The following is a 21,795-nucleotide window of genomic DNA, read 5'->3' as shown; positions in this document are numbered from 1 at the left end:
GCGAGGGTGAGGAGGACGCAGCCCAGCAGGAGCTCGATGAGTCCAGGAAGGAACTGCCGCTGCCGTTCCGGACCGCCGCCGAGTTGCTGGAGCACTGCGGCGCCCAGGGCCTGTCCATCGGCGAGGTCATGCTGGTCAACGAGCGCGCCTCCCGGTCCGAGGAGGACATCCGGGACGGCCTGCTGCACATCTACTCGGTGATGGAGGGCTGCGTGGCGACCAGCCTCAAGCGTGAGGGGCTGCTGCCCGGCGGACTGAAGGTCCGCCGTCGTGCCCCGGACTGGCACGAACGGCTCCTGAAGGAAAGCCGGGACCACGATCCCGACTACCGGGACCCGAAGTACTGGCAGGAGTGGGTGAACCTGATCGCCCTGGCGGTCAACGAAGAGAACGCCTCGGGCGGGCGGGTGGTGACTGCCCCCACGAACGGCGCCGCGGGCATCATCCCGGCCGTGCTCTACTACGCGCTGCACTTCGCGCCGGGCATGGATCAGGCGACCCGGGAGGACCGCGACGACGTGGTGGTGAAGTTCCTGCTCGCCGCCGGCGCCGTCGGGGTCCTGTACAAGGAGCAGGCGTCCATTTCCGGGGCGGAGGTGGGCTGCCAGGGCGAGGTGGGATCGGCGTCGTCGATGGCCGCGGCCGGCCTGGCCGAGGTCATGGGCGGGACGCCACAGCAGGTGGAGAACGCCGCGGAGATCGCGATGGAACACAACCTGGGCCTGACCTGCGACCCGATCGGCGGGCTGGTCCAGGTGCCCTGCATCGAACGCAACGCCATCGCCGCAGCCAAGGCGATCAACGCGGCCAAGATGGCGCTGTGGGGCGACGGCTCGCACCGGGTCTCGCTGGATGAGGTCATCGTGACCATGCGCGAGACCGGCAAGGACATGAGCTCCAAATACAAGGAAACCGCAATGGGCGGCCTGGCGGTCAACGTCGTCGAGTGCTGACCTAGTTGTTGACGGCCGCCCAGAGGTTCAGGCTCGCCGCGAAGACGATCCACGACAGGTACGGCAGCATCAGCAGCCCGGCCGTGCGGCGGATCGGCCCGAACAGGAGCACGGTGGCGGCGACGGCCAGCGCCAGCGCAATGATGATGCCCAGTGCCAGCCAGAGCGCGGCCGAACCCCACACCGGGTACAGCCCGAAGAACACGGGCGTCCAGGCCAGGTTCAGGCCCAACTGCACGCCGTACACGGTGAGCGCAGTCCGGCGGTTCGGGCTGCGGCTCCGCCAAACGAGCCACGCCGCCACCGCCATGGCCGTGTACAGCACCGTCCAGACCGGCCCGAACAGCCAGTTGGGCGGAGACCACGGCGCCTTGTCGGCGGTGGCGTACCAGCCGGTGACGTTGCTGATGGTCGCCTGCGAACCCAGCCAGGCCACCAGGGCGGACGCGGCCAGGAACCCCGGGAGCGCGGCCAGGTCGACGGCGGTGCGCCGCGGCTTAGGCTCCGCGCCGCCACCTCTGCTGCTGGTGCCTCCTCCGGCTCCCGCGGCCGGTACGCGCTCCCTGCTTTCCATTTCTCTACAGTTGCCAAGGGCGCAGCCAGAGTCAAGGAGGCCTCCCGGATCACGTGCCCGCGGCAAGCGGTCCGGGAGGCCTGGCGGATAGACTTGAGGCTGCTTCTCCGGCAACTGCACGAAACGTAAGCGAAGATTGGACACGGCACACTTGCGAGAATTCACTGCCCGCTTTGCCACCTCCGAAGAGGTTGCCAACTGGGACTCCCACGTCACCGCGAATCCGAACGGCGGAAACCTGCTGCAGTCGGAGGCCTTCGCCGAGGTCAAGCAGCACTTCGGCTGGAAGACCCTGCACCTTGTCTACGAAACGGCCGATTACACGAGCTACAACCTCGTCCTGGAAAAGAGCTTCCCGGTGCTGGGCAAGCTCTGGTACCTCATCAAGGGGCCGGACGTTGCCGGCGTCGAGGACATCCCGGGGATCGCCGCGGCCAACGCGGAGTTCGTCAAGCGCGCACGGCTGGGCGTCTTCGCCATCAAGATCGAGCCGGACGTCATCCTTAGCGACGCCGCCCGAAGGGTGATCGAGGGGGCCGGGCTGGTCAAGACGCACAATCTGCAGCCCAACGACTCCACGGCACTGCTGGATATTTCCCCCGAGGAGAACCAGCTGCTCCGCAACCTCCACTCACGGGGACGGAACGCCGTCCGCCGCGCCATCCGTGAGGGCGTCGAGGTGCACAACGTGGATCCCAGCGAGGAAAACTTCAAGTCCATGTACGCCCTGATGACCGACACCGTCCAGGCGAAGTCGCAGGTCCGGGTCCGCGAATACGAGTACTACCGCCAGTTCTGGACGAACTTCATCAAGCGCGGCCAGGGCAGGCTCATGTTTGTGTACGAAAACGGGGTTCCCTCGGTGGGCGCGTTTGTCATCAACTACGGCCGCAAGGGCACGTACAAGGACGGCGGGTCGCTCCAGAAACGCAACCAGTACGGTGATTCGCACCTGGTGCAGTGGACAGCGATCAACCAGCTCAAGGAGCTGGGCTGCACCGAATACGATTTCTGCGGAACGCCACCCAGCGACAAACTCAAGGACACGTCGAATCCCTTCCACGGGCTGGGGCTGTTCAAGACCAGCTTCAGCAAGACGGTCACTGATTTCGTCGGCTGCTATGACCAGGTCATCAGCCCGTTGAAGTACAAGGCGTGGATTGTTGCAGGCGAACGCGTCGCCCGGCAGCTGTACACGCGCCGCACCGGGCAGCAGTTTTACTGAGGACCGTGATTCCCGGCACTGCGCCGGGGAGCCGGGACCTTTTGCGACAGAAGCCTGAAAGACTGGATCCATACAGCTGCACAACCTGCGAGCCTGAACGGCTGAGGCCTGAACGGAGGGAGCCCTGATGGCCAAACAACCCCGCGGCGCAAACCGGCCGCCCACGGACGGGCTGCCCAAAACGGAGCCACTCACCCCCTCGCAGATGCACCAGAACGCGGCGGCCAAGCGCATGCTCCGCCGGCTGGTGCAGAGTGAAAGTCCGCCGACGGCGCCGCTGAGCATCGTGGACCGGCTCGCCGGGAGCCCCTATGCCAACCCGATGATCCAGGTGGGCGGCGTCGACACGTCGGCACGCAAGACCATGGACTTTGCGCTGCATCTCGCTGAATCCATGTTCCGCTACGGTGCGGGCTCCCTCGAGGTGGAGACGAGCATCATTGCGGTCACCGCAGCCCTGGGGCTGAAGAACATCGAGGTGGACATCACCAACCAGTCCGTGGGCATCAACTACGCCCCGAAGGACCAGACTCCCATCGCGCTCCTGCGGGTGGTCCGTTCCTGGACGAACAACTACGCCGGGCTTGCCAAGGTCCACCAACTGGTCACCGACATCGTGGCCGGAGGCGTTGGCCGGGACGAGGCCATCCGGCGGCTCGACGAGATCATCCGCAGCCCCAAGCCGTTTCCGCGCTGGATGGTGACGGTCGCGTTCGCCGTCTTCTCGGCGGTGTTCGTTGGCGTGATCGGCGGCGGCCCCGGCGCCTCCGCGGTGGCCTTCGCGTCCAATATCCTGATCAGCCTGCTGGCCAGGAAGCTGGGCCGCTGGCGGACGCCTGACTTCTTCGTCACGGCGGCGTGCTCTTTTGTGGTTACGGTCATCGCGCTGCTCATGTGGAAGTTCGGCAGTCCCGTGGGCTTCCGGCTGGCCCCCGCCATTGTGGTGGTGGGCGGCATCCTGCTGCTGCTTCCCACCGGGCGCCTGGTCTCCTCGGTGCAGGACGCCATCAACGGCTTTCCCGTCACGGCGGCCGGACGTTTCCTTTCCACGCTGCTGACATTCGGGGCGGTGGTCGCCGGGATCGCAGTCGCGTTCGTGGTGGGGGACCGGATCGGCATGGCGCCGATCGACGTCACGGAGACCTTTCCGCCCGCGTATCCGCTGTGGATACAGGTGATCATGGTTGCCGTCGCTGTTGTGGCGATCGGCATCACCGAGCAAACGGACTGGAAACTGCTGCTTCCGACGGCGGCTGTCGGCGTAGTGGGGCACCTGGTCCTCATCGGCAGTGACCTGCTGGGCGCTGGCGCGCGGTTCTCGCCGGCGCTTGCCGCCGTCGTGATCGGCCTGCTGGCCCGCGTGGTGGCCTTGAAGATGGGGGCTCCGCAGCTGGTGGTCGCCGTGCCGGCCGGTCTGATTCTCCTGCCCGGCCTCACTATATTCCGGTCGATGTATGTTCTGACCATCGAGGAGTCCGAGATCCTGCTGGGGGCCGGCGGGATGCTCAGCGCCGGTGCGATCGTGTTCGGCGTGGCCGGCGGCATTGTGCTCGGTGACACGCTTGCCCGGCCGCTCACGCGCAGCCTCGCCAGCAACGAGCGGCGGCGCGCCCGCCGCCGCTAGGCCTGCTGGATCCTGCGGCGTTAGATCTTCCGGCTTTAGATCTGGCCTATCGGCAGCTTCTTCTCAGCCTGGAACACGTCCTCGACCCGGCCCTTGGCCCAGTAGCCGGACAGCGAAACCTGGCTGCGGTCCAGGCCGCGCTCACGGAACAGCACCTCCCGCAGGCCCTTCATGTAGCCGCGCTCTCCGTGCGCGAACACGTTCAAGCGCCCCTCGGGCCAGGCGGCGGTGCGCACTGCCTCCACCAGCTGGCTGCTCTCACCGGCGGGAACGTCTCCGCGCTGAAGCCAGACCAGCTCGAGTCCGGCAGGGGCAGCAATCTCCTGGACGTCCGCGTCCGAACCCACCTCGATAAAGGCGACGCCGCGGGCGTGTGCGGGAAGGGATTCGATGACGGCGGCCACCGCCGGCAGTGCGGCCTCATCCCCGGCCAGCAGGTACCAGTCCGCGGCCGGATCGGGGTTGTAGCCGCCTCCGGGCCCCGTGAAGATGAGGGTGTCGCCCGGTTGGGCCGCGGCAGCCCAGGGACCGGCCAGGCCCTCGTCGCCGTGAACGACGAAATCAACGGCCAGTTCGCCGGCGGCCGTATCCACCCAGCGGACCGTGTAGGTCCGGGTGTGCGGCCACTGCTCGCGGGGCATGGTCTCCCGGATGGCCCAAAGGTCCAGGGGCTGGGGGTAGTCCACCCCGGGCTGCGGAAAGACGATCTTGACGTACCGGTCCACGAAGTCGTTGTTGACGTAGTCAGCAAACCCCGGACCGCCGGCGACGATCCGCACCATGTGTGCGGAAAGCTGCTCCCGGCGAAGGACGCTCAGGGTGACCTGCGGGCGGGAATTTTTCGTGGCGGTGGTGGTGGCCGGAAGGGAAGTCATGCAGGTAAGCCTAGCCTAAGTACCGTGGCGGGACCGCCGGGAGTTCCCAGTCCACAGGCCCGGCACCCTGCTCTTTCAGCAGGTCGTTCGCGTGGCTGAACGGCCGGGAGCCGAAGAACCCCCGCGAGGCGGAGAGCGGGCTGGGGTGGGCGCTGGCCACCACGGGCGTACTGCCCAGCAGGGGGCGGACGCTCTCGGCATCCTTGCCCCAGAGCACGGCGACGAGAGGCGCTGTGGTTCCCCCCGCTGTCCGGCGGCCGACGACGGCGTCAACAGCCGCCGTCGTGATCGGTTCCCAGCCCTTGCCGCGGTGGGACCCGGCAGCGCCCTCACGTACGCTCAGCACCCGGTTGAGCAGCAGGACGCCCTGGTCTGCCCAGGCGCCGAGATCGCCGTGGATCCGCGGCGGCAGGCCCAGATCCGTTTCGAGTTCCTTGTAGATGTTAACCAGGCTGCGCGGGATGGGGCGGGTGCCGGCGTCCACGGAAAAGGCCAGCCCCACAGCGTGCCCGGGGGTGGGATAGGGATCCTGGCCGACGATCAGGACCCGAACCCCGTTCAGGGGCTGCCGGAAAGCTCTGAGGACGTTCGACGCCGACGGCAGCACACGCTGCCCGGCCGCCTCCTCGCCGGCGAGGAAGGACAGGACGGACCGCAACTCGGCCTCCACTCCCGCCAGCGCGTCCGCCCAGTCGGGTGCCATCAGCTCGCCAAGGGGCAGGCCGGCCAGCTCCGCGAAGTCCGGGCCAGCCATGATGGGCTCGAGGTCGAAGAGCGGTTCAGGTTCCACGGTGTCCATTCTCCCGCACGGCTGGCCCGAGCCCGCCGCAACCGTCGACGGATGGGCGGCCCGTGCCGCCGCGCCGCAAATGACAAGGCTGTTATTCCTCCGTAACATAGGGGAGGTACTTTGACCGGATTCAGCTAAGGAGAGCGCAGTGGCCGAGCCGTTGCAGGACCATCTCACCGAGCAGGATTCAGTGCAGGATTCAGGGCACGATTCAGTGCAGGAGCACGGGTTGCGGAGCGGCTCGCTGCTGGACGGCTTCACGCCACGGGACTCGCCACTGAGTGAGCGGGAGCAGCAGATTCTTGCCCTGGAACGGCAATGGTGGAAGTACGCCGGCGCCAAGGAACAGGCCATCCGCGAGCTCTTTGACCTGTCCGCGACGCACTACTACCAGATCCTCAATGCCCTCATTGATACAGAGCACGCGCTGGCCCACGACCCCATGCTGGTAAAGAGATTGCGTAGACTACGTACGTCACGTCAGCGGGCCCGCACTGCCCGCCGCCTTGGATCTGACGCGTAACTGCTAGTGCCGGACTGCCGGCGAAAACCAACAAGGACGCCTGTTTACCATGACTAATTTTGCTCGGGACGAATTCGACAGGGTGCCTGAGGACTCCTCCCGGCAGGGCGTACACCGCGTTGTCTCCGCGCCGTCGCGCCCGAAGTTGTGGCCGATCCTTTCCGTGGGAATCGGGGCGCTCGCCGTCGGCCTGGTTGCTTTCCTCCTGCTGCCGCAGCTGGGCTTCCAGACCGCCACCTCGCCACAGCCCGCCGCGGCGGCCGGAACTTCCATTTCCACTTCCACGGCGTCGGCCAGCCCCACGGCGAGGCCATCGGGAAGTGCGGCACCCAGCGCCACCGCCTCGGCTTCGGCGTCCGCCTCCGACCCGGCGTCGCCCTCCGCGCTGGAGCCGGCCACCTCGGAAACCATTGTCCCTGCGGCGGTGGACAAGTCGCAGCCGGTCGCCATTTTCAATGGCACGCTGACTTCCGGACTGGCCGGACGTGTTGGTGCCACGGTCAAGTCCGACGGCTGGGTGCTCGGTGAGGTGGCCAACTGGCAGGGTGCTCCCCAGCAACAGTCGGTGATCTTCTACTCGGACGCTGCCCACAGGGCCAACGCCGAGGCACTCAGTGCATTGCTGAACATCCCCACGCTGGTCGAGAGCGCGGACTTCCCGACGCCCGTTGCGGTGGTCCTGGGCCCCGGCTACGAGTAGCTGGTCCGGTTACGCCTGAATAACTATTGCCTCCGCTGCCGGCCGTCGGCCTGCGCCTGCAAGGGCCTGACTGGATACAGTTATGACAGGCTTCAAGGCGTAATTCACGGCACACACCGACGTGGGCCTTACGGAAGCAACCTGAAAGTGTGGGGATCATGGCATTGGGAACCGTGAAGTGGTTCAACGCGGACAAGGGCTACGGCTTCATCACCGTTGACGAATCGGGCGACGACGTCTTTGTGCACTGGTCGGCCATCCAGACCGACGGGTACCGGGCCCTGGATGAGGGCCAGCGGGTGGAGCTTGAAGTGGGCGAAGGCGAAAAGGGTCCGCAGGCAGAAAAGGTCCGGCCCGTCTAGTGGCACGACGCACAGGTCTCCTGGGATCCGCTGTCTGGGGCGCCGCCGTCGTGATGACGCTGGCTGCCTGCTCCGGATCCGGGGACAATGCCCGGACGGCTCCGGTGGAAGCCAGCGGCGACGGGACCCTGCGGATCGGACTGATCCTCGACAACACCGGACCCCAGGCCTTCCTGAACGCCGCCCAACTCGCTGCGGCCAAGCTCGCCGTCCAGCAGATCAACGCGGCGGGCGGACACAAGGGACGGCCCGTGGAACTGCTGCCCGAAACCGCCGGGGCCGACACCGCCGCGCAGGCCCGGAAACTCGCCGATGCCAAGGCCGACGTCGTGATCGGTCCCACCGACTCCAGCCGAGCGCCGGCCGCCATCGACGTGCTGTCCAAAGCCGGGATCACGCTCATCTCTCCCGCCAACACGGCACCCGAACTCAGCAGCTACAAAAGCGGCGGCTACTACTTCCGCACGGCGGCGGCTGACATCGCGCAGGCTCCCGTGCTGGTGAAACTCGCCAAGGACGCTGGAGCCAACAGCCTCGCGGTGGTCTACGAGGACGGCAGCTACGGCCAGGCCGTGTCTGCGGCAGTGTCCGCTTCGGCCAAGGCTGGCGGGCTGGACCCCGTCACCGTCTCCGGCTTCAAAGCGGGCGAGGCACAGAAGTCCGCGGCCGCTGCCCGCGACGCGGCACCGGACGCCGTCGTCGTCATTGCCCGGGACGGTGCGCAGGGCGCCATCGCCGAGCTCACCAACGCCGGGCTGCCGGGCAACAAACTCATCCTCGGCGACGGCGGCTTCAGGCAGTACGGGTCCGCCCTCGGATCGAAGTCGCTGGAGGGAACGCGTGCCCTGGTGCCCGGGGTCTTCCCCTCGGCGCACTTCCAGGCTGAACTCGTGGCCATCGATGCGGGACTCAAGGACATGACGTTCGCCGCCGAGACCTATGACGCCGTGAACCTCGCGGCCCTGGCCGCCGCTGAGGCAGAGGACGACGCCGGTGCCTCCATCGCCGGTACGCTCATTCCCGTCTCCGGCGGCACTTCCGGCAGCCGGGCGTCCGCCTCGCCGTCCGGCCCGCGGGCCGTCTGCTCGACGTACAAGGACTGCCTTGCCGCCATCCGGGACGGAAAGGCCATCGACTACGACGGCGAGTCTGGACCTGTCCGCTTCGATGCTAACGGAGACGTCACCGCTGCCAAGTTCATGGTGTTCACCTACGGAGCCGACAACAAGGCGAAGCTCACGGGCAGCGAGGCCGCCGGCAGGTCTGCCGGCTGATCGCTGGCTGATCGCTGGCAGCGAATACTCCGCACGTTCGCGGGATTAACAGGCGCATCTGCTTGCACTCTCCCCGGGGGAGTGCTAATTATTGATTAGCACTCCAGCGTGCCGACTGCTAAAGGGTCGTCCGGTTCACGCCGGCACCTCCCCGGCGGCGGCGCAAGGAGCGAAAGAAACACCTGGTTGGGGTGAGATCCGGACTGTCGGGCATACAGAGGCCTGCAGAAAGGATCGTCCGTCGCGGGCACCGCAGCGAGGTTCCTTCTTAACGACTGTCCCGAAAGGACTATTGCCGTTATGGCCAAGATCATTGCATTTGATGAAGAGGCACGCCGCGGTCTTGAGCGGGGCCTGAACATCCTCGCCGACGCCGTCAAGGTCACCCTCGGCCCGCGTGGCCGCAACGTCGTCCTCGAAAAGAAGTGGGGCGCTCCCACGATCACCAACGATGGTGTTTCCATCGCCAAGGAGATCGAGCTGGACGATCCCTACGAGAAGATCGGCGCCGAGCTGGTCAAGGAAGTTGCCAAGAAGACGGATGACGTCGCTGGTGACGGCACCACCACGGCCACCGTCCTGGCCCAGGCACTGGTCAAGGAAGGCCTGCGCAACGTCGCGGCCGGCGCTGACCCGCTGTCCCTCAAGCGCGGCATCGAGAAGGCCGTTGAAGCCGTAACCGCTGAACTGCTGAACTCCGCCAAGGAAATCGAAACCAAGGAAGAGATCGCAGCCACGGCTTCCATCTCCGCCGGTGACGACGAAATCGGCGCCCTGATCGCCGAAGCCCTGGACAAGGTGGGCAAGGAAGGCGTCATCACGGTCGAGGAGTCCAACACCTTCGGCCTCGAGCTGGAGCTCACCGAAGGCATGCGCTTCGACAAGGGCTACATCTCCGCATACTTCGTCACGGACACCGAGCGCCAGGAAACGGTCCTCGAAGACCCGTACATCCTGATCGTCAACTCCAAGATCTCCAACGTCAAGGAACTGGTTGCTGTCCTCGAGAAGGTCATGCAGTCCAACAAGCCGCTGCTGATCATCGCCGAAGACATCGAGGGCGAGGCCCTGGCCACCCTGATCGTCAACAAGATCCGTGGCACCTTCAAGTCCGTCGCCGTCAAGGCTCCGGGCTTCGGTGACCGCCGCAAGGCACAGCTTGCTGACATCGCCATCCTCACCGGCGGCCAGGTCATCGCCGAGGAAGTTGGCCTCAAGCTTGAGACCGCCGGCCTCGAACTCCTGGGCAAGGCACGCAAGGTTGTTGTCACCAAGGACGAGACCACCATCGTCGAAGGTGCAGGCGACGCCGACCAGATCGCCGGCCGCGTTTCCCAGATCCGCGCCGAGATCGAAAACTCCGACTCCGACTACGACCGCGAGAAGCTGCAGGAGCGCCTGGCCAAGCTGGCCGGCGGCGTTGCAGTCATCAAGGCCGGTGCCGCCACGGAGGTCGAGCTCAAGGAGCGCAAGCACCGCATTGAGGACGCTGTCCGCAACGCAAAGGCTGCCGTCGAAGAGGGCATCGTTGCCGGTGGTGGCGTGGCCCTGATCCAGGCCGGCGCCAAGGCATTCGCCAACCTGAACCTGACCGGCGACGAAGCAACCGGCGCGAACATCGTCCGCGTTGCCATCGACGCCCCGCTGAAGCAGATCGCCTTCAACGCCGGCCTCGAGCCCGGCGTCGTGGTCGACAAGGTCCGCGGCCTGCCCGCAGGCCACGGACTGAACGCAGCAACCGGCGAATACGTCGACCTGCTGGCTGCCGGCGTGAACGACCCCGTAAAGGTGACCCGCTCTGCCCTGCAGAACGCGGCTTCCATTGCCGGTCTGTTCCTCACCACTGAGGCCGTTGTGGCCGACAAGCCGGAGAAGAACGCCCCGGCCGTCGGCGGCGGCGACGAGATGGGCGGCATGGGCGGCTTCTAGCCACCCGCTGCTTCTAGAGTCTAAAAGTGCGGTCCCCTCCACCGAGGGGGCCGCACTTTTTTGTGTGCGCGTTTTGTCTGCGCATTTTTTGTCTGTCCAGTCTGGCAGGATGGTTCGGTGACGATTACTGCAGCAGCCGACGGTTCGGCATTGGGAAACCCGGGTCCCGCAGGCTGGGCCTGGTACGTGAACGACGACTGCTGGCGGGCCGGCGGCTGGCCGCACGGCACCAACAACCAGGGTGAGCTGATGGCTGTCCTGGACCTCTTCCGCTCCACCGCGCATCTCCCCGACGAGGACCTGCACATCCTCTGCGACAGCCAGTACGTGATCAATTCCGTGACCAAGTGGATGCCCGGATGGAAGCGCAAAGGATGGCGCAAAGCCGACGGCAAGCCCGTGCTCAACGTGGACATCCTCAAGGACATCGACCGGGAGCTCGCCGGGCGGAAGTACAGGTTCGAATGGGTCAAGGGCCACGCCGGGCACGAGCTGAACGAAGCCGCCGACGAGCGCGCCAGGGCCGTGGCGATCGCCTACCAGCAGGGTGTTGCCGCCCGCTCAGGACCCGGCTTCCCCGACGCGGAACCGGCGGCAGGCCGGCGGCCCGTCAAGGAGGGCCGTGGCGAGGGCGGCATCCCTCCGCTGTTTGAACCCGACACACCGGCCCGGGGCGCGGCTGAAACACTGGCCCGCGGCACGGCAGGAACCCCGGCCCGCAGCGAAGCCGCCGACCAGGTCCGCTTCGAGTCCGGAACTCCGGCCCTCTTCGGAGACGAGCCCGACCTCTTCAGTGAACTGAGTGCCGGCGACCTTGGTGTAGAGGAGTTTTCGCAGCCTCCGGCCGGCGCCACGCCCGAACAGATTGTCGAGGCCTTCGAACGTGAGCTTCTTCGCCCTGATGTCCGGAGCGACATCGGCCGGACGGGGCAGCTCCTGCACCCGGACTTCACCGAAATCGGTACCGCCGGGCGCCTCTGGACCCGCGACGCGATGATGATGTCCCTCGAGGAAAGCCCCGCAGGTCCTGTCGACCTGGACGTGCTCAGCGCCGACCGGATCGGCACGGACACGGTCCTGCTGACCTACCGCAGCTACTCGCGCGCCGGCTCAGCCCTGCGGAGCTCCCTGTGGGTCCTGGACGGCGAACAGTGGCGCCTGCGGTTCCACCAGGGCACACCCGAGGCCTGAGCCGGGGCCCGAGCCGGGCAGTCGTCAGCTGAAGCGCTGCGCGTTGCCCAGTTCCGCTTGCGCATAGGTGTCCGCGGCCGATGACAGGGCCAGGTTGATGGAGGCGAGGGAGGCCTCGACCTTGCCCTGCGTCAGCGTCCACTCGGCAACGAGGGCCTGGAAGTTGGTGGCAGCCGAACCTCGCCACGTGGCCTGCAGTTCGTCCAGGCCGTGCTTCATCGCCTGGACGTCGGCGCTGATCCGGTCGACGGTTGCCTTGACGTTGGCTGACTTCACCTGCAGTTGATCGGTATCGACGGTAATGATGCTCATGGCGGGCCTCTCGACAACTTGAGGAACTGCCCCGGCAGGGCAGTCGCTGTGGCTGGCGGACCGGCCGTTCCGGTCCGCTACATCGAGCCTAGGAACCCGCGGGCGGCCGGCACCACAGCCGGATCCGCTATGTGGATAACCGGTGCCCGCCGGCAGCGCGGTTCCCGCCGGCAGCGTCGGACCCGGTGACACCGTCTGCGTCGGCGCTGTCCGAGAATGTCCCGATGCCGTCCACCTCCGGAGCATCCACTTCCCGGCTGTCCGCCTCGGGGGAGTCCTCCCGGAGTGGAAGGCTGACCACAAGGGTTGCGCCTCCGCCGTCGGTACCTTCCACCCGGACGGAGCCGCCGTGCGAGCCGACAATGGCAGCCACGATCGCCAGTCCCAGCCCGCTGCCGCCCGTCTCCCGGGTGCGTGACGTGTCGGCCCGGTAGAAGCGCTCAAAGACCTTGGGCGCCTCCGTGTCGGAGATCCCGGGGCCGTGGTCCCGGACCTCCAGGACGGACTGAGCGGAACCGTCGTCGGCCCGCCGGACGCCCACGGCGAGTTCGATGGGGGTTCCCCCGGGCGTGTAGCGCAGCGCGTTGCCCACCAGGTTGCCGATGACCTGGCGGAGCTTCGCCTCATCGCCGAGCACCGGTGCCGGTTCGGCGCTGCCGTTGTGCAGGCCGGTCAGGGTGATGGTGCGGTTCCGTTCGCTGGCCTGGGTGTCCACCACGGCGTCATGGGCAAGCAGCTGCAGGTCGATCGGCTTGCGCTGCAGCGGCCGCTGCTCGTCGAGCCGTGCCAGCAGCAGCAGGTCCTCCACCATGGAGCCCATCCGCTTGGCCTCACTCTCGATCCGGCCCATGGCGCTGGCCACGTCCTCCGACGACTGCAGCGCGCCGTGCCGGTACAGCTCCGAGTAGCCCCTGATCGTCACCAGCGGGGTCCGCAGCTCATGGGACGCGTCCGCCGCGAACCGGCGCATCCGGTCCTCGGACGCCATCCGGGCCGCGAAGGCGGCCTCGATGTGGGCGAGCATGGCGTTCAGCGACCGGCCGAGGCGGCCCACCTCCGTGGCGGGGTTCTCCACGTCGACACGGCGCGACAGGTCGCCGGCGGCAATGGCGGCGGCGGTCTTCTCCACTCTTGCCAGCGGACGGAAGGACCTGGTCACGGTCCAGTTGGCGATGAAGAAGGCGAGGATGAGCGTCAGCAGTCCAACACCCACCACCACCAGGGTGGAAAGGCGCAGCACCTCATCCACCGTGGACAGCGGCAGCCCGATAACCACCACCGCCCGCTGCTGCTCGCTTCCCACAACAACGGGAACTGCCACCACGCGCCAGTTCTCACCGTCGGTGCCCCGCACCTGGTACGGCCTCAGATCGCGCTCACGGGCTTCATCCAGGGAGATCGATTCAATGTCAGGGCGGTCGGGCTTCTCGTCCAGGTGGCTCGCCGCGGCTCCCGGATAATAGAGGGTCACTGTGTAATCCGTGGGAATCACCGGGTTGGCAATGGGGGAGATGGAGCGCTGGCGCTGGGCGGCTTCGACGGCGGCCCGCAGCTTATCGTCCACCTGGCCCTGGAGGTAGCCGCGCAGCAGCGTCAGCGCACCTGTCCCGGTCACGGCGAGGGCAACGAGCAGAAGGGCCATCATGATGGCTACCAGCTGGGACCTGAGGGTGGCGGACTTCCAGCGCTCCAGCGCGGACCTCCAACGCTCGAGCAACGTCAGCGCTTTTCTGCTGTCCGCAGCACGTAGCCGACGCCGCGCTTGGTCTGGATGAGGGCCGGGGCGTCAGGATCGATGTCCACTTTGCGCCGCAGGTAGGAAATGTAGGACTCAACGATGGAGGCGTCACCGTTGAAGTCGTATTCCCAGACGTGGTCCAGGATCTGTGCTTTGGACAGGACCCGGTTCGGGTTCAGCATCAGGTAGCGGAGCAGCTTGAATTCGGTGGGCGACAGCTCGATCACCTTGCCGCCGCGGCGCACCTCGTGGGCGTCGTCGTCGAGCTCCAGATCGTCCACCCGGATGACGGCCTCGTCGTCCTCCAGCATCGGCTGTGTCCTGCGGAGCACGGCGCGGATGCGGGCCACCACCTCGTCCAGGCTGAAGGGCTTGGTGACGTAGTCGTCCCCGCCCACTGTGAGGCCGGTGACCTTGTCCTCGGTGTCATCCTTGGCGGTCAGGAAGAGGACAGGGAAATGCTTGCCTGCCGCGCGCAGCCGGCGGGTGACGGTGAAGCCGTCCATGTCCGGAAGCATGACGTCCAGCACCGCGAGGTCGGGTGCGTGCGCCTCGACGGCGGCCAGCGCCTCCCGCCCGTTCCCGGCGGACACCACTTCAAAGCCGGCGAAGCGCAAGGACGTGGAAAGCAGCTCGCGGATGTTCGGTTCGTCATCAACCACGAGGAGCTTCGCTTCGGCGCTGTTCTTTTTCATATCTCCCATGATGCTCCCAGAATCTGGGAGTTTTCTGGATGTATGTTGTGCGTTGCTTGGGTCAGCAGGATTCGACGTCCTTGGCGTCCATGATGCGGTAGGCGTATCCCTGCTCGGCCAGGAAGCGCTGGCGCTTGGCCGCGAAATCCTGGTCCAGGGTGTCGCGGGCAACGAGGGAGTAGAAGCGTGCCGCCCGGCCGTCCTGCTTGGGGCGCAGCAGCCGGCCGAGCCGCTGGGCCTCCTCCTGGCGCGAGCCGAAGGAGCCGGAGACCTGGATGGCCACGGAGGCTTCCGGGAGGTCGATGGAAAAGTTGGCCACCTTGGACACCACGAGCGTCTGGACCTCTCCGGCGCGGAAGGCGTCAAAGAGCTTCTGCCGCGCCTTGACCGGGGTTTCGCCCTTGATGACCGGGGCGCCCAGCCGCTCACCGAGTTCGTCGAGCTGGTCGATGTACTGCCCGATCACGAGGACCTGCTCGCCTCGGTGGTGCGCCACCAGCTGCTCGGCCACGAGGGTCTTGGTCTCGGACGTGGCGCACAGCCGGTACTTGTCCGCGTCCTCGGCCATGGCGTAGGCCACGCGCTCGTCCTTGGGAAGGTCCACGCGCACCTCCACGCAGTCCGCGGGGGCGATGTAGCCCTGCGCTTCGATGTCCTTCCACGGCGCGTCATAGCGTTTGGGGCCGATGAGGCTGAAGACCTCCCCTTCCCGGCCGTCCTCGCGCACCAGGGTTGCCGTGAGGCCGAGCCGCCGGCGGGCCTGCAGGTCCGCCGTCATCCGGAAGATCGGCGCGGGCAGCAGGTGGACCTCGTCGTAGATGATCAGCCCCCAGTCGTGGCCGTCCACGAGCTCAAGGTGCGGGTACAGGCCGCCGCGCTTGGTGGTGAGGACCTGGTAGGTTGCGATCGTCACCGGACGGACCTCCTTGACGGCGCCAGAATACTCGCCGATCTCGTCCTCGGTCAGCGAGGTGCGCCGGAGCAGCTCATCCTTCCACTGCCGGGCCGAGACCGTGTTGGTGACGAGGATCAGCGTTGTGGTGGAACTCGTGGCCATCGCCGCGGCGCCCACGAGTGTCTTTCCGGCGCCGCAGGGGAGCACGACGACGCCGCTGCCGCCGGCCCAGAAGTTCTCCGTGGCCAGCCGCTGGTACGGCCGCAGTGTCCAGCCGGATTCGTTGAGCAGTATGGGGTGCGGTGTGCCGTCCACGTAGCCGGCCAGGTCCTCCGCGGGCCAGCCGATCTTCAGCAGCAGCTGCTTCAGCTGGCCGCGCTGGGAGGAATGGACCACCACGGTCTCCGCGTCGATGCGCGGACCCAGCAGCGGCTGGATCTTCTTGGCCCTGCTGACCTCCTCCAGCACCGGATAGTCGCTGGTGCGCATGACCAGCCCGTGCTGGGGGTCCTTCTCCAGCCGCAACCGGCCGTACCGGGACATGGTTTCTTCGATGTCGATCAGCAGCGAGTGCGGCACCGGGAAGCGGGAATAGGTGAGCAGCGTGTCCAGCACCCTCTCGGCGTCGAGCCCTGCTGCCCGGGCGTTCCAAAGCCCCAGCGGCGTGAGCCGGTAGCTGTGCATGTGCTCGGGCGCGCGCTCCAGCTCGGCGAAGGCCGCGATGGCGTGCCGGGCCTCCGTCGCCTGCTCGTGGTCCACTTCGAGGAGGATGGTCTTGTCGCTCTGGACAATCAGGGGGCCGTCATTCACGCAGATAGAACCTTCACTGCTGCATTTCCTCTGCTGCCTCGATATCGATGATGCGGTGGATGGAAAGCACCCGCTCCGTGTCCTTCGCGGGGTCGAAGACACGGACGCGTCCGCCCGCCACGGATACCGGAACCACCGTTTCCAGTTTCGCATTCCCCAGGCTGTCCACCACGTTCATCACGACTTTCTGCCGGAGTCGGATGGCCTTGTGCAGGGTCTCCAGTCCCAGCTGGGTTGCCGCCTCGCCGCCGGCGGGAGCCGGACGGGCACCGTTGGGGCTGCCGCCGTGCTCCGCATGGCGGCGGAGGACGGCGAGCTGGGCGGTGACGTCGGCGTCGGGGAGGGCGGTTCGCGGCGCACTGTAGACGGGGCGCCCGGTGGCCGCTGCGGGCGCGGTGCGGTTGAGGTGTACGACGGCGGATCCGGCCTCTTCTATGGCGGGTGACAGTCCCAGCCCGCGCAGCACGAGAGCCGTCTGCCGGGGAGAGACCATGGAGACCAGGACGGTGGGGGCGATCCGGACCAGGCCCAGGGATGAGGCTGCAGCTTCCCGGCAGAGCTCACTGAGTGCGGCTTCGTCGTCACTCTGGATGAAGCTGGCGGCCGCCCCGACCCGCAGCTTGCCGTGCCTGGCGGCCGTGTCCTCCACGAGGTACTGCAGCGGCTGCGGTACGGCGGTGGCGGAGTGCCGGCGGAGGAAATCGAGGATTGCTGCTGCGTCCTGGCCCGAGTCCAGCGCGCGCCGGATGGACTCCACGGAGAACCGGTACGTGGTGGCCGGGCCCTGCCCTTCGGCGTCGGCCATCCGCTGGAGCTGCTCGGCCAGCTCGGGGGACAGATAGCCGGGCGCTACCGCGGTCAGGTCCGCCTGCAGGAGCACGTGGTTGAGGGCTGCGGGCAGGTGTTCGCCGAGGAGGTTCATGGCGTCGTCAGGCGCATCCGCGGCGATGGCGGCACCCAGCTGGCTGAGGGCGCCGGACCCGATCAGCCCCAGCAGCTCCGCCTCGGCCAGGACGCCACCGATCAGGGAACTGAACCGCCGCGCCATGCGGGGCTGGGACCACTCAGCACGCTGCAGCACTGCCTCCGCGTTGAGTACCGGCGCCGCACCGTCCGGCATCTCCGCTTCGAGCGTCAGCTCCCGCAGTATCTCCAGGATCCTCTTGCGGATAACGGGTGCGTCGGCCCGCTGGGCCTCGGCGGAGAGGGCGTTGACGGTGGCCGCCGGGGCGGCCCGGTGGCTCGCGGGCCCTGCGGGCTGGCCATTGATGGGCTGCCCCACGAGTGACGGGGCCCGCTCGCTCGCCAGCCAGGCGTTGACGAGCCACAGCCACTGTTCCTGCCGCGGCAGTCCGAGCCATTCCAGCTGGGGCGGCTGCACCCAGCACGAGCTGTCCACGTCCAGCCGGATCAGGCCCGCCAGGGCGCTGAGCTCCAGCAGCACGGCGGTGGTGTGGTGGTCCACGCGGAGCGTCTCGGCGAGCCTCCGCATTTCGCGGATGCCCACGCCGCCGCTCCGCAGGGTGGCCAGGGGCTGGCCCCTCACGGCGTGCAGCAGTTCGCCGGTGAGGCGCAGGGTCTCGGCGATCGCGCCGAGCGCGGCATTGCGGCGGAGCGCGGCAGTGGTGACGCCGAGCGTCGGCGCCGGGGGCGTGAGGGAGAAGTTGTCGATGATGGCGCCGCCGCGCAGGGAGATGCCTACGCTGTGCGGAAGTTCCACGTGGGCGGCGTCCAGCGGAACCAGCAGGCCGCGGGCCAACAGCCAGTCGACGGGCCCGACGTCGTGACCTTCAGTTGTGACGGAAGCCTTCCGCTGGGCTTGGGGGACGGCGCCCATGGCCCAGTTGCTGAACCGTGCCAGCAGTGCAGCCGTCCGTTCCGGGGCGCTGCCGAGGAGCGCGTGCAGCCCTTCCGGGGAAGAGGTCCAGTGCTGCAGCGCCAGCGCCGCCTCCATCGGGGTGGTGGCAGGCTGCACGGCGGCGCCGCTGCGGTGCAGCTCCGCGACAAGCTGGACAACGCGCTGGGCGAAAGCCGGCTGCAGCCTGACCAGCTCGGTGTAGCTGCGCCCCAGCCCGGCGGGGTAGATCCCGACGACGTCCTTCAGGCTGCTCACCGGAAGGTAGAAGCGCTGCCGCTGGGCGCCGGGTCCCGCGCCGTGCGGCGGCTCCGCCCGCTGCACGAGGGCCAGGTCATGCAGCGACTGCAGGAGCTGCTCGATGGCCGCCACCGTGGCCCCTGCGATGGACTTCTTCAGCACCGCGGCCGATGCGCTGTGCCCGGTGTCCGTGTTGGTGCACAGGTGCAGGGTCTCCAGGACCTGCATTTGCGGGCGGTTCAGTCGTTCCAGGGCCCGCTGCACGCTCACCCGCGCGCTGGCGCGGGCGGCCAGCGCGGGGAAGTCGGGAACGCCGGGGGAGATCAGGTCCGGCCGCGCAGCGAACAGGGCACGCAGTGACTCGTCGCTGCGTGCCTCCAGTTCCTTGCTGAGCGCTCGAATGAGGGACATCAGTCCAACGTTACCGCCCGCCGGGGCTTCCTGCCCGGCGGCGGGCGGCAACGCCGTCGACCACCAGCACAAGCATCAGCAGGAAGGCCGCCGGAAGGCCGTAAAGCGCCGTTGATGTGATCCACTGCGGCGCGGCCTGGCCCGCAGCGGCCAGCGCCATGACCGCCCCGACGGCGGCAAGGGACAAAACTGCAAGGAGCACTGCGGTGGCCATCAGTGGCCGCCGGAAACGCGCGGAATTCATGGACGTAACGCTAACAGCAGCGCCGCGGCCGCGCCTCAAAGCGGGATTAGCCTGCCAGTCAGGATAACCTTGAAGGAACAGACCAACATGGACCAGTCAGTCATACCTTGAACCCGCACATCAGTGTGGATGCGGTGACGGCTGGCCATGTCCCAGAACGTCAGAACGAAGAAGGTTGATTAGGTGCCTACCGGCAAGGTCAAGTGGTACGACAAGGACAAAGGTTTCGGATTCCTCGCGGGCGAGGACGGGCAGGAAGTGTTCCTTCCCAAGTCCGCATTGCCCGCCGGAGTTTCTGAACTGAAAGCCGGCACCCGGGTTGAGTTCGGCGTCGCGGACGGACGCAAAGGCGCCCAGGCCCTGGGCCTGCGCGTCCTCGAAAAGACGCCGTCCATCGCCAAGGCAAAGCGCCCCAGCGCGAGGGATCTCGCCCCGCTGGTGCAGGACCTGGTGACGGTTCTGGACAACCTGTCCGGCACGCTGTCGTCCGGCAAGTACCCGGATGGCAACAAGGGCAAGGCCATTGCCGCTGCCCTGCGTAAGGTTGCCGACGAGCTGGACGCCTAGGCCTCCCGATGAACCCGGAACCTGAACAGGCCGAATCCAAGGTGGAACCCAAGGCACCCAAGCGGCGTGCCGGTGTCCCGGTGTGGCGGACGGGGAAACCCGACGCCGTGCTGGCCGCTGCCGTGGACACCGCCCGGACCGCCATCGAAGGCATTGCGAAGGCATCCGAAATCGGGGAGCACCTGGCCGCCCGCACCGAGGGCGACCGCGTGGTGACGCACCTTTTTGAATCACGGCTGCCGGGGTACATCGGCTGGCAGTGGTATGCCGTCCTGACCCGGAACTCCCGCTCCAAGGTGATCACGGTCAACGAGCTTGGCCTGCTTCCCTCGGAAGACTCGATCCTCGCCCCGGAGTGGGTGCCGTGGGCCGAGCGCGTGCGCCCTGAGGACGCTCAGGAGCAGGACGCGGAAGACGCCCAGGACGAAGCTCCTGCTGAAGACGGGGCCGACGGCGCTCCGGGTGAGACGGCCGCGGGCGCCGAAGCCGCCGCTGAAACAGGGGCCGGCGCCGACGCAGGGTCCGGCGCCGAAACAGAGTCTGGCGCCGACGCGGCCTCCGCGGATGAGGCTGGTACCAATGGCGAGACGGAAACTCGCGGCCGAGAGCAGGACTGATCACACCGCCGGATCAGCCGGGACTTAATGCGGAATGCCCCCGCTACCTCGTAGGTAGCGGGGGCATTCCCATGAGTCCGGACGGAACCGGCCTGGCGCAAGCCCGCCCGACGCCGTCGAACCTTAGCGGAAGAGTTTTGTCCAGATAATGGGGCTAAACGGCCGTGGAGCTCCGATTATCTGGACATAAACTCAAACTCCTGGCTACTTCTTCAGCTCGCCCACCACGTAGTCGATGCACTCGAGCAGGGCGGAAACATCGGATGGCTCGATGGCCACGAAGGTGGCGATGCGCAGCTGGTTGCGTCCCAGCTTCCGGTAGGGCTCGGTGTCCACGATGCCGTTGGCGCGGAGCACCTTGGCAATCGCAGCGGCATCGATCGAGTCATCGAAGTCGATGGTGGCGATGACGTTGGAGCGCTCGGCGGCATTGGCAACGAACGGCGTGGCGAATTCGGAGGCTTCCGCCCACTTGTAGATGCGTCCGGCCGAGTCGGCCGTGCGTCCGGCGGCGAAGTCCAGGCCACCGTTGGCGTTCAGCCACTGCACCTGGGCATCCAGCGTGACGAGCGTGGACAGCGACGGGGTGTTGTACGTCTGGTTCAGCCTGGAGTTGTCGATGGCGGTCTTCAGGTCCAGGAAGTCAGGGATCCAGCGCCCGCTCGCCTTGACGCGCTCGGCCCGCTCCAGCGCTGCCGGGGAGAAGAGGCCCAGCCACAGCCCGCCGTCGGAGGCGAAGTTCTTCTGCGGTGCGAAGTAGTAGACATCCGTCTGGGCCACGTCGACGTCAAGGCCGCCGGCAGCCGAGGTAGCGTCCACCAGCACCAGTGCGCCCTCGTCGGCGCCATTCACCCGCTGGACGGGCGCGGCAACACCCGTTGAGGTCTCGTTCTGCGGCCAGGCGTAAACGTCAACGCCCGCCTCGGCCTTGGGGGCGGGGCAGGTGCCGGGCTCGGACTTGATGATGGAGGATTCCGCAAGGAACGGCGCCTTGTTGGTGGCCGCGGCGAACTTGGACCCGAATTCGCCGAACGACAGGTGCTGCGCCTTCTGTTCCACCAGGCCGAAGCTGGCGACATCCCAGAACGCGGTGGAACCGCCGACACCCAGGACCACTTCGTAGCCTTCGGGGGCACGGAAGAAAGTGCTGAGGCCTTCGCGGACGGAGCCAACGAGGTTCTTCACCGGGGCCTGGCGGTGGGACGTGCCAAGGAGCGTCGTGGCGGCTGCGGAGAGCGCCTCGATCTGCTCCGGCCTGACCTTGGAGGGACCGGCGCCGAACCGTCCGTCCTTGGGCAGGAGGTTTGCGGGAATAGTGATGCTGGTGTCGCTCACAGTGGCTCCAATTTTCGGCATGGAAATGCGGTTCGGCTGGGTCGGGGCGATGGCCG

General features: G+C 67.3%; 21 protein-coding genes. 11 read left to right on the top strand and 10 right to left on the bottom strand.

What is annotated here, in order from left to right; genetic code table 11:
• A partial coding sequence (locus ARGLB_RS16685) for an L-serine ammonia-lyase (RefSeq protein WP_003804717.1) occupies nucleotides 1-953 on the top strand: 953 nt, incomplete at its 5' end.
• Nucleotide 954: 1 nt separating this feature from the next.
• Here the strand turns inward: ARGLB_RS16685 and ARGLB_RS16680 are convergent.
• Nucleotides 955-1,527 (bottom strand): TspO/MBR family protein, encoded by a 573-nt coding sequence (locus ARGLB_RS16680; protein WP_003804714.1) that lies wholly within the window; start codon nucleotides 1,525-1,527, stop codon nucleotides 955-957.
• 151 nt (nucleotides 1,528-1,678) lie between these two features.
• Here ARGLB_RS16680 and ARGLB_RS16675 point away from each other — a divergent pair, with 151 nt between their 5' ends.
• Nucleotides 1,679-2,752, top strand: coding sequence for a lipid II:glycine glycyltransferase FemX (locus ARGLB_RS16675; protein ID WP_043419485.1), 1,074 nt, complete (start codon nucleotides 1,679-1,681; stop codon nucleotides 2,750-2,752).
• 127 nt (nucleotides 2,753-2,879) lie between these two features.
• Nucleotides 2,880-4,376 (top strand): threonine/serine exporter family protein, encoded by a 1,497-nt coding sequence (locus ARGLB_RS16670; RefSeq protein ID WP_003804709.1) that lies wholly within the window; start codon nucleotides 2,880-2,882, stop codon nucleotides 4,374-4,376.
• Between the two features lie 35 nt (nucleotides 4,377-4,411).
• Here the strand turns inward: ARGLB_RS16670 and ARGLB_RS16665 are convergent, their stop codons facing one another.
• Nucleotides 4,412-5,251 (bottom strand): siderophore-interacting protein, encoded by an 840-nt coding sequence (locus ARGLB_RS16665; protein ID WP_003804707.1) that lies wholly within the window; start codon nucleotides 5,249-5,251, stop codon nucleotides 4,412-4,414.
• A gap of 10 nt (nucleotides 5,252-5,261) precedes the next feature.
• A complete protein-coding gene (locus ARGLB_RS16660) occupies nucleotides 5,262-6,050 on the bottom strand; it encodes a uracil-DNA glycosylase (protein WP_043419484.1) in 789 nt (262 codons plus the stop codon).
• A 139-nt stretch (nucleotides 6,051-6,189) separates the two neighbouring features.
• On the opposite strand from ARGLB_RS16660, the gene ARGLB_RS16655 reads away from it, so the two are divergent.
• The 6 genes from ARGLB_RS16655 (at nucleotide 6,190) to ARGLB_RS16630 (ending at nucleotide 12,020) form a co-directional block, all read left to right on the top strand.
• Nucleotides 6,190-6,564: a DUF3263 domain-containing protein gene (locus ARGLB_RS16655; RefSeq protein ID WP_003804703.1), complete on the top strand. Its 375-nt coding sequence runs from the start codon at nucleotides 6,190-6,192 to the stop codon at nucleotides 6,562-6,564.
• A gap of 49 nt (nucleotides 6,565-6,613) precedes the next feature.
• A complete protein-coding gene (locus ARGLB_RS16650) occupies nucleotides 6,614-7,264 on the top strand; it encodes a LytR C-terminal domain-containing protein (protein ID WP_003804701.1) in 651 nt (216 codons plus the stop codon).
• 158 nt (nucleotides 7,265-7,422) lie between these two features.
• On the top strand, nucleotides 7,423-7,626 hold the full coding sequence (locus ARGLB_RS16645) for a cold-shock protein (protein WP_139023375.1): 204 nt from the start codon (nucleotides 7,423-7,425) through the stop codon (nucleotides 7,624-7,626).
• On the top strand, nucleotides 7,626-8,900 hold the full coding sequence (locus ARGLB_RS16640) for an ABC transporter substrate-binding protein (RefSeq protein WP_003804697.1): 1,275 nt from the start codon (nucleotides 7,626-7,628) through the stop codon (nucleotides 8,898-8,900). The genes ARGLB_RS16645 and ARGLB_RS16640 overlap by 1 nt, the downstream gene beginning before the upstream one ends.
• 300 nt (nucleotides 8,901-9,200) lie before the next feature.
• Nucleotides 9,201-10,829 carry a chaperonin GroEL gene (groL, locus tag ARGLB_RS16635; protein WP_003804695.1) on the top strand — a complete coding sequence of 543 codons (1,629 nt, stop codon included), beginning with the start codon at nucleotides 9,201-9,203 and terminating at the stop codon, nucleotides 10,827-10,829.
• Nucleotides 10,830-10,946: 117 nt separating this feature from the next.
• Complete coding sequence (locus tag ARGLB_RS16630; protein ID WP_003804693.1) at nucleotides 10,947-12,020, top strand: ribonuclease HI family protein; 1,074 nt, start codon at nucleotides 10,947-10,949, stop codon at nucleotides 12,018-12,020.
• Between the two features lie 24 nt (nucleotides 12,021-12,044).
• On the opposite strand, the gene ARGLB_RS16625 is transcribed toward ARGLB_RS16630, so the two are convergent.
• The 6 genes from ARGLB_RS16625 to ARGLB_RS16600 all read right to left on the bottom strand — a co-directional run bounded on the left by ARGLB_RS16625 (nucleotide 12,045) and on the right by ARGLB_RS16600 (nucleotide 19,220).
• Nucleotides 12,045-12,332, bottom strand: coding sequence for a WXG100 family type VII secretion target (locus ARGLB_RS16625; protein ID WP_003804689.1), 288 nt, complete (start codon nucleotides 12,330-12,332; stop codon nucleotides 12,045-12,047).
• 127 nt (nucleotides 12,333-12,459) lie between these two features.
• Nucleotides 12,460-13,977, bottom strand: a complete 1,518-nt coding sequence (locus ARGLB_RS16620) for a sensor histidine kinase (RefSeq protein ID WP_050934394.1) — start codon at nucleotides 13,975-13,977, stop codon at nucleotides 12,460-12,462.
• A 74-nt stretch (nucleotides 13,978-14,051) separates the two neighbouring features.
• Nucleotides 14,052-14,765, bottom strand: coding sequence for a response regulator transcription factor (locus tag ARGLB_RS16615; protein WP_043419482.1), 714 nt, complete (start codon nucleotides 14,763-14,765; stop codon nucleotides 14,052-14,054).
• A gap of 61 nt (nucleotides 14,766-14,826) precedes the next feature.
• Nucleotides 14,827-16,470 carry a DNA repair helicase XPB gene (locus tag ARGLB_RS16610; protein WP_003804684.1) on the bottom strand — a complete coding sequence of 548 codons (1,644 nt, stop codon included), beginning with the start codon at nucleotides 16,468-16,470 and terminating at the stop codon, nucleotides 14,827-14,829.
• 13 nt (nucleotides 16,471-16,483) lie between these two features.
• Nucleotides 16,484-18,976, bottom strand: coding sequence for a helicase-associated domain-containing protein (locus ARGLB_RS16605; RefSeq protein ID WP_003804682.1), 2,493 nt, complete (start codon nucleotides 18,974-18,976; stop codon nucleotides 16,484-16,486).
• Between the two features lie 10 nt (nucleotides 18,977-18,986).
• A complete protein-coding gene (locus ARGLB_RS16600; protein WP_043419480.1) occupies nucleotides 18,987-19,220 on the bottom strand; it encodes a hypothetical protein in 234 nt (77 codons plus the stop codon).
• Nucleotides 19,221-19,403: 183 nt separating this feature from the next.
• Here ARGLB_RS16600 and ARGLB_RS16595 point away from each other — a divergent pair, with 183 nt between their 5' ends.
• Both ARGLB_RS16595 and ARGLB_RS22890 read left to right on the top strand, forming a co-directional pair.
• Nucleotides 19,404-19,787, top strand: a complete 384-nt coding sequence (locus tag ARGLB_RS16595; protein ID WP_003804678.1) for a cold-shock protein — start codon at nucleotides 19,404-19,406, stop codon at nucleotides 19,785-19,787.
• Between the two features lie 8 nt (nucleotides 19,788-19,795).
• On the top strand, nucleotides 19,796-20,404 hold the full coding sequence (locus ARGLB_RS22890; protein WP_003804675.1) for a DUF3027 domain-containing protein: 609 nt from the start codon (nucleotides 19,796-19,798) through the stop codon (nucleotides 20,402-20,404).
• A gap of 204 nt (nucleotides 20,405-20,608) precedes the next feature.
• Here the strand turns inward: ARGLB_RS22890 and serC are convergent, their stop codons facing one another.
• On the bottom strand, nucleotides 20,609-21,739 hold the full coding sequence (serC, locus tag ARGLB_RS16585; protein ID WP_003804674.1) for a phosphoserine transaminase: 1,131 nt from the start codon (nucleotides 21,737-21,739) through the stop codon (nucleotides 20,609-20,611).
• Nucleotides 21,740-21,795: the final 56 nt, after the last annotated feature.

This window comes from Arthrobacter globiformis NBRC 12137 (assembly GCF_000238915.1).
Classification (GTDB): domain Bacteria; phylum Actinomycetota; class Actinomycetes; order Actinomycetales; family Micrococcaceae; genus Arthrobacter; species Arthrobacter globiformis.
The sequence above is the reverse complement of the archived record's forward strand: the minus strand, read 5'-3'. Positions and strand labels throughout refer to the sequence as shown.